Raw genomic sequence first — 13,412 nt, forward strand, 5'->3', positions numbered from 1 at the left:
CATGTTCGAGAAGATCACCTCCACCGCAGTCCAGGTCGCGGAAGGCCTCGGGGCCCTCGTCGGCGTCCGCGCCGGCACCGAGGAACCGATGTACGTGCAGGAGGCGACCGTCGGGAGGATCGAGATACGCCGGTACGGGCCCCGCATCGCGGCGCAGACCACCGTCACCGGCGACGAGGAGATGGCCCGCAACGCCGGTTTCCGCCGACTGGCCGGCTACATCTTCGGCGGCAACCACCGCAAGACCTCGATCGCGATGACCGCGCCGGTCGCCCAGCAGAACGAGAAGATCGCGATGACGGCGCCGGTCGCGCAGTCCCGTGACGCCGGCGGCCAGTCGGTGATCCGGTTCTTCATGCCGTCGAAGTGGTCGATGGAGCTTCTCCCGGAACCCGACGACGAACGGGTGGAACTGGTCGAGGTGCCGAGCGAGACGTACGCGGTGCTGCGCTTCACCGGCGACCGCAGCCCGCAGGCCGTTGCGGCCAAAGGCGAAGAACTTCTCAAAGGCCTTCAGGGCAGCGGGTTCACGCCGCAGGGCCAGCCGATGGCCTGGTTCTACGACCCGCCGTGGACTCTGCCGTTGCGCCGCCGCAACGAGGTGGTGGTCTCCGTCAGCCGCGCCGGCCATCCGGGCCGGTGATCGGCTAACAGATCGTGTGGTGGGCGCGGACGGTATCGAACCGCCGACCGCTGGTGTGTAAATGCGTTTGACCGGCTTTTGTAGCGTCTCACGTGTCCGTGCCGTATCTATAGGTCCAGGTCAGCGCGTGTCACTCGTCTCGGGCCGTCTCCACCGTCTCGGCTGTTTCTGCGCGTCTTGGCACACTTTCGGCACAGCGGGGGTTCAATCGCCGAAGTGGGTTTGCACGGTTCTTCACCATCGCCAGAAGTCACTCCACCGTCTAGAACGGAACATCCGCCCCCATCTGGAGCTCCGGAGCGAGAATGCAACGCCGGCTTTCGTGCTGCACGTTCGCCACGGGGGTGCATCGACGGTGTCGACAGCTCCCGGGAGCGTCTCACCGGGGTTCTCGTCGGCTGACGTTGGACACCGGGATCAGACTTCCGAGGTTGCGGAGGGGAGCGCTATCTCGGCGTCACGTCCCGGCGATGCCATTCATGAACACCCACAACGATGCTGCATCCGCCGGTCGTGGCGCAGGGCGAAGGGTTGGAGCTGTCCGATAAACGCCTCACGTGGCTGCCGAGCGCCGATCTGGATACAGCGGCAAGAGATCAGACTCATCGAGGATGAACGCCGCCTCATCCAGCATGGCCACGCAACGCGAAATTCTCCTCAGCCCACCACGCGTCCGTCGCCGCTTGGGGTTCGACTGTCGGATAGCCGACGATCGGAATGCCGCCTCAGTGGCTTTACGCACTCAACCCCGTCAGCATTTGCTCAGCTGTAATTCTGCGGGACAGATCCAACGTCGCTGCGCGCAGCACGTACATGCGGGCCCAGGAGTCTGCACCTCTACGGCTTTCCCTACCCGACCCAAGATGCCCTGCGCTTGCAGACGGTTCCATCAACTCTATAGAATATTTTCCGCAGAATACTCCCAGGAGGTCTCCGTGAATCTGACGGCCGAAGAAGACGCCATCGTCAAGACCGTCCACGATTTCGTGGAGAAGCAGGTCAAGCCGGTGGTGCGGGAACTGGAACACGCCAACACCTATCCCGAGGAACTCATCGAGACGATGAAGGAGATCGGGATATTCGGGCTGTCGATCCCGGAGCCGTACGGTTTTGGTGCCGTTTCCATGCCCTGTTACGTGCAGGTCGCCGAGGAGTTGGCACGGGGTTGGATGAGTTTGGCCGGCGCAATGGGCGGCCACACCGTGGTCTCGAAGCTGCTGCTGCTGTTCGGCACCGAGGAACAGAAGCAGAAGTACCTGCCCCGGATGGCGACCGGTGAGCTGCGCGCCACCATGGCGCTGACCGAACCAGGTGGCGGATCGGACCTGCAGGCCATGCGCACAGTCGCCCGGCGCGACGGCGACGAGTACGTCATCAACGGTTCCAAGACCTGGATCTCGAATGCCCGCCGATCGGGTCTGATCGCGCTGCTGTGCAAGACCGATCCCAACGCCAAGCCTGCGCACTCCGGCGTCTCGATCCTGCTGGTGGAGAAGGTCCCCGGTTACACGATCTCGAAGGATCTGCACAAGCTCGGATATAAAGGGGTGGAGGCATGTGAGCTGAACTTTTCCGATGCACGGGTGCCCGGCGCAGCGCTGCTAGGCACCGATGAGGGCAAGGGCTTCGCGCAGATGATGAAAGGCCTTGAGGTGGGCCGACTTCAGGTCGCGGCCCGCGCCACCGGCGTCGGGCGCGCGGCATTCGAGGATGCGCTGCAGTACGCCCAGGACCGGGAGAGCTTCGGTAAGCCGATCTGGCAGCATCAGTCGGTGGGCAACATGCTCGCGGATATGGGCACCAGACTCTCCGCGGCCCGGGCCCTGCTGTTCTCGGCGGCCGAGAAGTTCGACTCCGGCGAGCGGGTGGACATGGAGGCCGGCATGGCCAAGCTGTTCTGCTCGGAGGCAGCGATGCAGATCGCCCTGGATGCGGTCCGGGTGCACGGCGGCTACGGCTACTCGACCGAGTACGACGTCGAGCGCTACTTCCGTGACGCTCCGCTGATGATCGTCGGCGAGGGCACCAACGAGATCCTCAAGGGCGTGATCGCCAAACAACTCGTCAAGCGTGGCGGCATCGATTGACCCGCCACGACATAGGCCCCGCCGAATAGGGCGGGGCAGCAAAATCCGTCGAGGTTGGCATCTCGCCGGTCACCGGCGCACAGGTCCTTACCGAACTCGGCGGGGAACCCAACAGCGCCACAATAGTGACTGCTACATCGAATGAATCGAGGAGATGACGTGACGGAGACGCCGCCCGCCGGTGAGCTGGAGCAGTACATCGTCGACTGGAAGCCAGCACCGGTCACCGCAACCGACATCATTGCCGTCGGCCGTGTTCAGGAGTTCGGTGCAACGCTGGACCTCGCGCAGAGTTTCGCCGACGGTGACGCGTTGCCGCCACTATGGCACTGGGCATTCTTCCTGGACTGGCCACCGACCGCCGGACTGGGGGCCGATGGTCATCCCCGCGACGGTCATTTCCTGCCGCCGATCCCCAACCGCCGCAGGATGTTCGCCGGCGGCAGGCTGACGGTCACGGCACCGCTGACAATCGGTCGTACGGTGACCCGGACCTCTGAGGTCGTCGACACCACGGTGAAGCGCGGACGCAGTGGCGCCCTGTTGTTCGTGACCGTGCGAAACACCTACCGCCAGGACGATGAGCTGCGGCTGACCGAGGAGCAGGACCTGGTGTACCGCAGCGACGACGGCTCCTCGACCGCATTCGTCCGCGCCGACGCCCAACTCGGTGCGAGCACGGCACCATGGACGATCGAGCCGGTGCTCACCCCTCCCCTGCTGTTCCGGTTCAGCGCGCTCACCGGCAACGCCCACCGCATCCACTACGACGAGGCCTATACCACCGGCATCGAGGGGTATCCAGACCTGGTCGTGCACGGCCCGCTGCTGGCGGTCTACATGGCCGAGCTGGTCCGCGGCGACGCGGCAGACCAATCGCTTCGGGAATTTCAATTCCGGCTGCAGCGCCCGGTGTTCATCGGCGACGCGATCCGCGTCGAGGGGAGCTCGACCGGGACATCGACCATCGACCTCAGCGTGACCTCCGGTGGCGGCACCGTGCACGCTGCCGCCACCGCCGTATTGTCATGACCCAATACACATCCGACGAGATCCGATCAGCCACGTCTTTTCTCTTCGTGCCGGGAGATCGACCCGAACGCTTCGAGAAGGCGGCAGCGTCGGGCTCCGACGTTGTGGTGATCGATCTCGAGGACGCGGTGGCACCCGCAGATAAGGAGCAGGCGCGGGAGAACGCGCGTGTGTGGTTGCACGCAGGAAGTCCGGCCATGATCCGCATCAATGGTGCCGATACTCCCTGGCATGAGGGAGATCTCACGCTGTCGGCCGATGGAATGACAGCAGTGATGCTGCCGAAGGCCGGCCCGGTCGGGGAGCTGTGGAGGTTCGATCCCAGCACCCTGGTGGTCGCGCTTGTCGAGACCGCAGCAGGAATCGCCGGGTTGTCGGAACTCTGCGTCGCACCCGGCGTGCACCGATTGGCTTTCGGCAGCATCGATTTCGGAGCGCAGCTGGGAATCGACCCGACCGACCGTGAAGCACTGCTCACCGCGCGCTCACTGCTGGTGATCGCCTCGGCGGCGAACGGGCTGGCCCCACCCATCGACGGGGTCACCACGGCATTGACAGACCGCGAGATGATCATCAACGATGTGGTCTACGCCCGCCGGTTGGGACTGACCGGAAAATTATGCATCCACCCGGCCCAGGTAGCCGCGGCACATGAGGCCGCCGCACCCACACAGTCCGAAGCCGAATGGGCGACAAAGGTGTTGGCGTCCGCGTCGGCGAATGGCAGTGCCTCGGCGGTGGACGGCCAGATGGTGGATTTGCCCGTGCTCCAACGCGCCCGCGACATTCTCGCCGCACTATCGCGGGTCTGACCCTGTCTGACTTCCCAGGCGCCCACGCGTGAACTTATTCTTGCGCATTCTGCGCCGAAAGATGCTGAGCCAGTAATCTTCCCGCGTTCTGGATATGGGTCGCCATGGCAGCTCGCGACTCGTCGGCGTCGCCAGCCCGGAGGCTTTCAATGATTCTGCGATGGTCATGCGCGGAAGCCTCGGGCCAGCCCTCCACCGCGGCGAAGAACTTCCGCGGCGCGAAGGCCAGCGTGCGTTTGAGCAGCCACTGGATCCGGCGGGATCCTGCTGTGCGATAGATCGTCGAGTGGAACTGATGATTCAAACGCTCAACGGCATCGTAATCGCGCTGTGCAGCCGCCTTCTCCAGCTCTTCCTGAATGATCTCGAGGGAACTGACGGTCGCTGGTCCGCACACCGCGGCGGCCCGCGCCGCCAGTTCGCCACCGAGCAGTGCCTGCGCCTCGTAGATATCTCCGACGTCCTGACTTGACAGGGCGGAAACCGCGAATCCCCGGCGTGGCTCGACAGTCAGGAATCCTTCGCTCTGCAGTTGGAGCAGACCCTCGCGGGCGGGTGTGGCACTGATACCCAGTTCTTCGGCCACATTCTCCGGACGGATGAACTGACCGCCGGTGAGCTGTCCGGACACGATGAGTTCACGGACGTGATCGGCAGCGATATCGCTGAGCCGAAGGGGCCCGCGTGGTTTTGATCGCTGCGTCGTACTGCCTGCCGCCATCCATCGACTATATTCGATCCCTTTGCTCGTACATATCTTTGAGGCACAGAAGAACCAAACGGCGCGAACGAATGGGACGACGTATTCGGCTCTGCCTGACGGCATTGAAAGCTTCGCGAGCAGCGTCCCTCACTACCATCTTTCGGATCGCTGGTACCCGTACTGGACACAGTTTGCTATGAAGCCACTCAGCTGAGTTCAGCGATCGCTAGGCTGACTACTGTGGCAACCAACCAATTGATCGAGGGCAGCGTGTCTTCCCTTTTCCTACAACGTTGCTCGATTTACCGGCTCACACTCGTCAGCATCGTAGACGACATACAGCCGCCGCCAGCGAACAGTGACTCCGACATTCGCTCGTCATGACCACCAATTGGCGGGATCCGCGTCATCCTGATCACTATTATTGGCTGACATCGCGGCTTGAAGCCCGCGGCGCCCGGGTGACGTTGTCCCGCATCGTGGCCTCATGGATGATCGTCGGCGGACTCACGCCGACTCTGATCGTGTTCGGAACCACCAGCTCGACTGATCTCCCCCTTCGACGTGCAGCGATCGGCGTGAGTATCGCGAGCGGACTGACCTGTGTGCTATGGATTCGCGGCACGTGGCCTACTAGGATTCAATCGGCCATCTGCGTCTGCATCGGAACAGCTTTGATCGCCATCACCTCGCTCATCATTCCTGTCCCTCTACTCAGTCTCGTGGCCTGCGTGCCGTTCATCGCTGTCGCCGCCTATACCGCCATACTTCACTCTGATCGAACTACCGTTCTTTACTCGTTGGCCAGTGCGATGGTAATCGTCATTAGTGCAGTCGAACTCGCCGCGACAGAACCAGCTTTGGCGGCCGGCATCGGCATCACCATCACGCTCTCCATGGTGTCGATCGCGGTGTTTGTACGCGCGCTGATCGGACTTTCCGAAAGGGATCCGATCTCTGCAGCCATAGAGCCTGTCACCGGTCTGCTCAGCCACGACGGTTTCCAGGACGGAGTAGCCATAACGATTGCCGCACGCGGGCGTATTGATGACCGTTACTTCGTCATTGTTCACGTCGGGCTGGACAATCTCGGCGTTATCGCGGACTTCGCCGGCGCAGCACGGGCCCGGCAACTACGCGTACAAGTTGCCCGCATGATTCGAGAACGAGCCCGCCGGCGACGTCGCCATCGGCCACACTTCAGACTCGGTATTTCTGCTGGCCGACCTGTTCAAAACCCGTGACCCAGGCCCTCTTTGCGACCGCATCAGCGCTGGCCTCCGGACCGCAGCCCCCGAGCTCACCGCCAGTATCGGCGCCGTAGTCACCCCGCTGGCACCGTTGACCTCGAAATCTCCCGCCGAAGTAACCGCCACGCTGGAAGCCGTCGCCGCCGAAGCTGCGGCCGCCGCCCGACGGAAAGGTGGAAATCACCGACGTATCGTTTACCTGCCGAATCTCGAAGACTTGGACGGCTGAGAGAAGGGTCCGGCTGAATCCGAGCTGTGCGCAGATGGCGCAGTAGGCGAGCAGGCCATAGCTTGCGGCCCAACATGATTGTGCCCGAAATCGAGATCTGCGACGATGACGACGCTACCTCGAAAGCGTGAGTCGTCGTGTCGCGCGTTCGCTCCGCCGAGGCACCAACGGCGGCAGCGGAATCTCGACTGCCGGAGTTCTGACGACAGTGGACACCCGGATGCGGCTGGCCAGATCGCGCAACGAGGTTTCGGAGTCACTTCCGACAAAACCGTTCATCCATGACCACAACGATGCTGCCAAGACCGGCGGGAGCGCGTTATCACTGATCGTGAAGTGTTGAAGCAGTTCGATGATCGCCTCGCGCAGCTCCCCCGCACCTACCCGGATGCACAATTGCACCCGAGTCGGCTTATCCAGAAAAGCTGCGGCGTGATCCAGCAGCGCCCACGCAAATGTGAACTCCTCGGCCCTGTCCATCACAGCCCCGCCGGAATCGACTCGGTCGGGGCGTCCTCGCCGAACTCGTGGGCGCGGTACTTGTGGGTGCCCTCGAGGTCGTCGCGGATGGCCTCCTGGGCGGCCCGGGGCAGGGTGTGCAGGATCTCGCGCACCCGGGCCTGCCGACGTCCGACAGCCTTACGCTCGGGCATACCGGGGGTCGCCATCAGCTGCGGCGGCACACCCTCGATCTCCTCGACACCACCGTCATGCTGACCGGCCTCCATCATAGCCTGCTCGGCCGCGGCGGTGGCCTCGTCCTTCTCCTCCGACATACCGATCGGGCCGATACGACGACCGTTGAGGAACTGCTTGACCACCGGCTCCTCACTGGTCAGCAGCACCTCGCGGGGGCCGAACATGACCAGCTTCTTGCGGAACAGCATGCCGATGTTGTCCGGCACCGTCCGGGCGATGTTGATGTTGTGCGTCACGATCAGCACGGTCGCGTCGATCTGCGCATTGATGTCGATGAGCAGCTGCGACAGGTAAGCGGTACGCACCGGGTCCAGACCGGAGTCCGGCTCGTCGCACAGGATGATCTTCGGATCCAGCACCAGCGCGCGGGCCAGACCGGCACGCTTGCGCATACCGCCGGAGATCTCACCGGGGAACTTGTGCCCGTCATTCGGCATACCGACGAGCTCAAGCTTTTCCATCACGATATTGCGGATCTCGGACTCGGACTTCTTGGTGTGCTCGCGCAGCGGGAAGGCCGTGTTGTCATAGATGTTCATCGACCCGAACAGCGCACCGTCCTGGAACAGCACACCGAACAGGGTGCGGATCTCGTAGAGCTCCTTGGCCGAGCACTCCAGAATGTTGGTGCCATCGATGACAATCGAGCCGCGCTCAGGCCGCAACAGGCCGATCAGCGACTTCAAAAACACCGACTTACCGGTACCCGACGGGCCCAGCAACACGCTGACTTCACCCTCGGGAACCGTCAGAGTGACGTCTTCCCAGATGCGCGAAGGACCGAACGACTTCGTCAGATCCGTGACATCGATCTGAACACCCACAGCTGATCTCCTTCGTTCTCTGGCTGACTGGCGCGGTTAGACGCAACTGCTCGTGACTCATCTCCTAGCCGAGAGCTGGCCAGGGCGTTACATCCATATCATCACACTCTGTAGTATTTTATTCTATTTTTGAAAACGCCGATGGTTTCGGTGTGCGCAGGCGCCTCAACCCACGGACTTCGTTGTATCGAAGTCGGTGTGACGGCGTGGGGGGCAGGTGTGCTGGACTGGCGTTTCGACGTTCTCCACCCCTGCACACTTTCGCTCAACCGATCACTCGGCGGATTCGTCGGCGCGTTGAACACTGCCGTTGGACGCGTTCTTCGTCGCGCGCCGCCGCTTGAGCCATTCCATGAGAATCGGGGCCACGGACGCCAGAGCGATCACGACGAAGATCGGTTCGAGCAACTTCTGAACAATGTCGAATTGGCCGAGTCCATATCCCATCAAGGGAAGCCCAGCACCCCAGGCGAGAGCGCCGACCAGGTTGTACGCAGTGAACACTGCGTAGTTCATCTTGGCGGCACCTGCGGTGAGCGGCATCAACGTGCGCACAATAGGCACAAACCTTGCGATCACCACCGCCGCCGGGCCGCGCCTCTCGAAGAAAACGTGAGCTTCGTCCAGGTACCCCTGTTTGAAAACCCTGGCGCCGGGCTTGAATATCGACGTTCCGATGTATCGCCCGATCAGGTATCCGGCCTGGGCACCCAAGAACGCCGCAATGGGAACGAAGGTCAACAGTTGCCATATCCGGAAGTCGGCGTGCGGTGCATCGCCCGTCGCGGCAGCTGCGGTGCCGGCGGCGATCATTCCCGCAACGAACAACAGTGTGTCCCCGGGAAGCAGCGGGAACACCACACCCGACTCGATGAAGACAACGACCAGCAAGCCCACCAAGGCCAACGTGCCGAAAGCGCCGATTAGCGCCACCGGATCCAGGAACGCCGGTGATGCCGTTGCCACGGTATACACGCTTACCACCCTATCGACCGTGCCTTACCGAAAAGTGAACAGGCTATTCCTACTTCGTCGTCGGTGGCCTGCCTTCGTTGATTCGCTCTAAAGGTCCTGTGCTGCATCCCTATGCATTGCAACAGGTTCAGCCCGAGTGGGTATATCCGAGAACTGACTGATCGCGGCCTGTTCCACGTGATCGATATCGTCCAATATGCCACGGAGCTCCCGGCGGAAGTCCAGCCGACGGCCGTCCAATTCCGCAGTCGGCTCTGTGAGCCCCTGATCTTGCGCGACCTGCCGTGCCGTAGCGAACAGCAGTGTGGACACCGATTCATCGCTGCGCAACCTTTGTTGCAGAACATACTGCTCGCCGATGCCCAATGCCCGCCGGATGAGGACCTTCTCGTCGACGTCTGCGGGACAGCCGCGCAGTGCATCGACGATGATCAGGTCGGCTTCGAAGAAGGGGCGCAGCGCGGCCGCCGCTGTGAGCGGTCGCTTCGACTCCAACAGATTCTTGATGTGCTCACCGCCCGCAGCGACGGACGCCTCCCAATCACCGTGCCAAGCCATCTCCCGGGCGACGTTGGCATGGAATGCCGCGGAGTCGGCGAAGTAGAAGTCGAACTTCAGTAGGTCGCGAAGTCGGGACACCTGGGCCCAAAAAGCCTCCAGCTGTGCAGATTCCTGGCGTGCAGCGTAAGCGAGTGCGAGCTGCACGACGGATGTCTCCAGGAACGCGTGAACGACGGTATTGCGATAGAACGCTGCCTGATGTTGGCCCTCGGACGAGATGTACCAGACCGTCTCCGTCCCGCCGTCGACGCGGGTAACCGGATGCCCACCGGAAAGTGCGTCGACTGCGCAACGCACGCCGTCTTCGCTTCGCAGTCGGCGGGCGCTGCCGGTCAACGGTGTGCAGTTTCGGTCGAGATAGTCCAGCGGGTCCTGCAGGATGCGGTGGAGCTGGCCGAGCGTCAGCGCCCCACGACTGTTCAGCAGCACCGACGCCACCAGGCCGGTGGCATTCACCGGGGTGGCACGCAGGATGCGCCACGCAACCTCGAACGCCATTTTCTGCAAGGCCAATCGCCGCGACGGCTGGTCTCTCGCCGCGACGTCCGCCGGTCCCATGACTTCTCGCATGGAGACCGGATCGGGGAACCGCACGTAGATCTTTCCGTAGTTTCGTTCGCCCTGCGCCTTGATGAAGCGATAGAGCCACTTCGCACCTTCGGGCTTCTTCGCCCCGCCGCGCGCATAGGCCGCGTACTCGGCGGTTTCGTGCAGCTGATCGAAGCTTATCGAGACCGGCTGCAGCAGAATGTCATCACTGCGGCCGTCGAGGTAGGCGTCGGCAACGTAGCCCATGAGGCCGAGCTTCGGCGGAAGCATCTTTCCGGTGCGTGACCGCGTTCCCTCAATGGACCAACTCAGGTTGAACCGCTTCGAGACGAGGTGCCAATGTACTCTCGCAGGGCGAACTTATAGAGCGGGTCGTCGCCGATGTTTCGTCTGATGAAGATGACTCCAGATCGCCGCATCAGCGGACCCATGACCCCGAACGCCATGTTGATGCCACCGAACACGTGCGCTCTCGGCAATCCGTTCTCGCGCATCGCCACGGTGAGCACGAACGCATCGAGATTCGATCGGTGCGAGAAAAGCATTGCGGCAGGGTATGTTTCGAGACTGTTCCGCATCGATTCGACCTCGGAGTGGTCGTAGTCGATGGTGGGGTCGAACCCGCGTCGAAAAATCATGGTACCCATCACGGGTACCAAGTCCACCGACAACCGACTCCAGCCGGTGGCCACCTCGTCGAGGATTTTGCCTGCCTCAACCATGGTTGCGCCCGGAATCCGCGCCAGCCCTTCTTGAAATCGTCTAGAAGCCAACATCTCGGGTTTGACCAGACGTGGTGATTTGTACTCCGGCCCCAACAATCTGTATTCCACGCGTTCGAGCGCAAGGACCGCACGCCGGATCACGAAACGGGCGAACTCGTCGGGGCTTTCGCCGTGAGTCCTTTCGCGCCACTGCTGGTCGAGAGTCGCGAGATCCGCCGATTCGCCTGCGACGATCTCGGCCCGCGACGGATTGCGGCGCAGAATGCATTGCTGAAGTGCGCGCGGCGGCCGGTAGGTGTCGCGGCCGGCGAACATCGCGAACAACGTCGACCGGCCGGTCAAATTACCAGGCTTCCACATCACTCTGACCGGCAGTACCGTTGTCGCACTGCCGTCGTGGAACCGTTCGGCTACCTGTGCAACGATCGCGCTCGGCGGCTCGTTTCTGGGCAGCCGGAGGACTTCGACATGACGGGCCGGGTTGTCCCGTCTGTGCCGGCGTAACCACTCGTCGATGAGTCGAGCTTCGGCCGGCGAAGCCACCGCGGCGAGCACCAGCACCTTCTCGCCTGCCGGCACCTGGGTCAGCTCGGCCATGAGGTCAGGGCATCGACATATAACTGGCGGACGCCGTCGATGTGGGCGTCGAGTTCGGCGAGATCCCAATCCGACACAAAAATGGGCGGAAGCACCGCCACGTCGACGGTGCCGGGATGCAGAACCAAGCTGTGCCGGGCAGCGACCTCCCCCGCGTTGCGAATGATGATTGGAACCAGCGGGATGTTCGCCGACATCGCGATTCTGAACGCTCCCTTCTTGAACGGCCCGACAGTCGCCGACTCGGTGCGCGTGCCTTCGGGAGAGATGATGATCGACAAACCGTCCCGTGCGAGCTGCTCCACCTTCTGCAGACCGTCTATTGCGGCGGTCGGATCATCACGATCGATGAAGGCCGCATCGACGATCTTGCCGATGAGACCGGCGACCGGATCGCGTTCGAGCTCCTTCTTCCCGACCGCAGTCCAGTTCTCCCGAACCAGAGCCGCCGCCATGAAGACATCGAAGCTGTTGCGGTGGTTGAATATGAAGACCGCGGGTCGACGAACAGTAAGGTTCTCCGCGCCGCTGACATCGAGTTGAACGTTGCCCAGCGTCAGCATCAGGTCGGGCCAGTTTTGGGTAAAAAAGTTCACGGCGTTGCGCTTGCTCAGCGTCGCAAGGCCGATGGTGATACCACCCGCAGCTACCGGAATCATCGAGCCCAACCCGAGGGCGGTCCGTAACCGTGGCGCGATGTCACCGAAGATTTCTCTCACCTCTCACCGACCGATGGTCGTTCGAGCAGACAGGTGACGGCGTGCCAGACGCACATCGCCAATCCGCACTTTTGAATATGTCATAGAAACGGCGCTCGGGCCAGCGATCCGCAAGATCGTCGGCGATGAACCACGGCACCACGAGCTCCAGCACGATGTGACCGGTCCTCAACTTGTCGCGGGGGGTTGTTAGGTGATTCAAATCCGCTGCGATACGCCCTCGACGAAGCGAAGGATGGCTGCGGCCGTGGCTTCGGGATCGTCGATCATCGGTACGTGCCCGACGTCGGCCAGCATCTCCAGCTCGGCGCCCGGCACCGCGGCGACGATCGGTCGTCCGTAACGTGCGAACGGCAGTGTCCGGTCCTTCGTCCCCCAGACGATGCGAATCGGGCAGTCGACCGACAGCGTCTTGATCGATCCGGCTGTTCGGGCACCTCCGATGAGGTCGGGCAGGACATCGCAACCGATCATGTCCTCGACGATTCCCGTCGTCTGTGCCGGGCTGAGCCGTTCCGCGTGTTCGGCCATGGCACGGAACAGTATCCGTCGCGACCGCGGGTCAGCGGCGATCTTGGGCATGGCCCTGCTTCGCCGCAGCACGATGCCCACCCGGAAAATCATCAGAATCCGTTGCAGGTCCACCGCCCGCGCCCATCCCCCGGCAGGTGACAGGGCCAGGACAGACCGGGCTCGGCCCCGACGGGCCAGTTCAAGTGCAATCCAGCCGCCCAGCGAATTGCCGACCAGATGCGCCGTATCGATATTCGCCTCGTCAAGTTGCCTGCACATGTCGTCGACGATCCGATCCATGACGTTTGCCTGGCCTACAGGCATCGGTGGACCATCCAGATGCCCCGCGAGCGTAGGCACCATCACGTCGTGATGCGCCGTCAAACTCGGCAGCAGCGGCTGCCAGATTCGAGGTGAAGCCGTTGCTCCATGCAGCAGCACGATCAACGGGCGGTCGCCCGCAGCCAGGTCTGCCGGCATCAGTTCACGCACCA

The 13,412-nt window shown here is 62.7% G+C and carries 11 protein-coding genes and 1 pseudogene; 5 read left to right on the forward strand and 7 right to left on the reverse strand.

Annotated features, from left to right (window positions below; all coding sequences use genetic code 11):
- Position 1: 1 nt before the first annotated feature.
- The 4 genes from KXD97_RS26350 (at position 2) to KXD97_RS26365 (ending at position 4,574) form a co-directional block, all read left to right on the forward strand.
- Positions 2-643, forward strand: coding sequence for a heme-binding protein (locus tag KXD97_RS26350; RefSeq protein WP_260753687.1), 642 nt, complete (start codon positions 2-4; stop codon positions 641-643).
- Between the two features lie 935 nt (positions 644-1,578).
- Positions 1,579-2,730, forward strand: a complete 1,152-nt coding sequence (locus KXD97_RS26355) for an acyl-CoA dehydrogenase family protein (protein ID WP_260753691.1) — start codon at positions 1,579-1,581, stop codon at positions 2,728-2,730.
- Between the two features lie 159 nt (positions 2,731-2,889).
- Positions 2,890-3,762 carry a MaoC family dehydratase N-terminal domain-containing protein gene (locus tag KXD97_RS26360; RefSeq protein ID WP_260753693.1) on the forward strand — a complete coding sequence of 291 codons (873 nt, stop codon included), beginning with the start codon at positions 2,890-2,892 and terminating at the stop codon, positions 3,760-3,762.
- Positions 3,759-4,574 carry a CoA ester lyase gene (locus KXD97_RS26365; protein ID WP_260753694.1) on the forward strand — a complete coding sequence of 272 codons (816 nt, stop codon included), beginning with the start codon at positions 3,759-3,761 and terminating at the stop codon, positions 4,572-4,574. The genes KXD97_RS26360 and KXD97_RS26365 overlap by 4 nt, the downstream gene beginning before the upstream one ends.
- 34 nt (positions 4,575-4,608) lie before the next feature.
- Here KXD97_RS26365 and KXD97_RS26370 read toward each other — a convergent pair whose 3' ends face one another.
- Positions 4,609-5,295, reverse strand: a complete 687-nt coding sequence (locus KXD97_RS26370) for a GntR family transcriptional regulator (RefSeq protein WP_260753695.1) — start codon at positions 5,293-5,295, stop codon at positions 4,609-4,611.
- Between the two features lie 362 nt (positions 5,296-5,657).
- On the opposite strand from KXD97_RS26370, the gene KXD97_RS26375 reads away from it, so the two are divergent.
- Complete coding sequence (locus tag KXD97_RS26375; RefSeq protein ID WP_260753696.1) at positions 5,658-6,521, forward strand: hypothetical protein; 864 nt, start codon at positions 5,658-5,660, stop codon at positions 6,519-6,521.
- 349 nt (positions 6,522-6,870) lie between these two features.
- Here KXD97_RS26375 and KXD97_RS26380 read toward each other — a convergent pair whose 3' ends face one another.
- The 6 genes and pseudogenes from KXD97_RS26380 to KXD97_RS26405 form a co-directional block, all read right to left on the reverse strand.
- Positions 6,871-7,236, reverse strand: coding sequence for a hypothetical protein (locus tag KXD97_RS26380; RefSeq protein WP_260753698.1), 366 nt, complete (start codon positions 7,234-7,236; stop codon positions 6,871-6,873).
- Entirely contained in the window at positions 7,236-8,279 is a 1,044-nt protein-coding gene (locus KXD97_RS26385) for an ABC transporter ATP-binding protein (protein WP_260753700.1), read from the reverse strand. The genes KXD97_RS26380 and KXD97_RS26385 overlap by 1 nt, the downstream gene beginning before the upstream one ends.
- A 273-nt stretch (positions 8,280-8,552) precedes the next feature.
- Positions 8,553-9,254 carry a DedA family protein gene (locus KXD97_RS26390; RefSeq protein WP_396884568.1) on the reverse strand — a complete coding sequence of 234 codons (702 nt, stop codon included), beginning with the start codon at positions 9,252-9,254 and terminating at the stop codon, positions 8,553-8,555.
- A gap of 87 nt (positions 9,255-9,341) precedes the next feature.
- Positions 9,342-11,686 (reverse strand): annotated as a pseudogene (locus tag KXD97_RS26395) (glycerol-3-phosphate 1-O-acyltransferase).
- Positions 11,674-12,405 carry a lysophospholipid acyltransferase family protein gene (locus tag KXD97_RS26400; RefSeq protein ID WP_260753702.1) on the reverse strand — a complete coding sequence of 244 codons (732 nt, stop codon included), beginning with the start codon at positions 12,403-12,405 and terminating at the stop codon, positions 11,674-11,676. The pseudogene KXD97_RS26395 and the gene KXD97_RS26400 overlap by 13 nt, the downstream one beginning before the upstream one ends.
- A 198-nt stretch (positions 12,406-12,603) precedes the next feature.
- Positions 12,604-13,410: an alpha/beta fold hydrolase gene (locus KXD97_RS26405; RefSeq protein ID WP_260753705.1), complete on the reverse strand. Its 807-nt coding sequence runs from the start codon at positions 13,408-13,410 to the stop codon at positions 12,604-12,606.
- Between the last annotated feature and the right edge of the window lie 2 nt (positions 13,411-13,412).

The organism is Mycobacterium sp. SMC-8 (genome assembly GCF_025263565.1).
Taxonomy (GTDB): domain Bacteria; phylum Actinomycetota; class Actinomycetes; order Mycobacteriales; family Mycobacteriaceae; genus Mycobacterium.

Coding starts and splice junctions, on each gene's coding strand:
- KXD97_RS26375 (WP_260753696.1), top strand. CDS start 5,658: ATGACCACCAATTGGCGGGATCCGCGTCATCCTGATCACTATTATTGG.
- KXD97_RS26350 (WP_260753687.1), top strand. CDS start 2: ATGTTCGAGAAGATCACCTCCACCGCAGTCCAGGTCGCGGAAGGCCTC.
- KXD97_RS26365 (WP_260753694.1), top strand. CDS start 3,759: ATGACCCAATACACATCCGACGAGATCCGATCAGCCACGTCTTTTCTC.
- KXD97_RS26380 (WP_260753698.1), bottom strand. CDS start 7,236: ATGGACAGGGCCGAGGAGTTCACATTTGCGTGGGCGCTGCTGGATCAC.
- KXD97_RS26370 (WP_260753695.1), bottom strand. CDS start 5,295: ATGGCGGCAGGCAGTACGACGCAGCGATCAAAACCACGCGGGCCCCTT.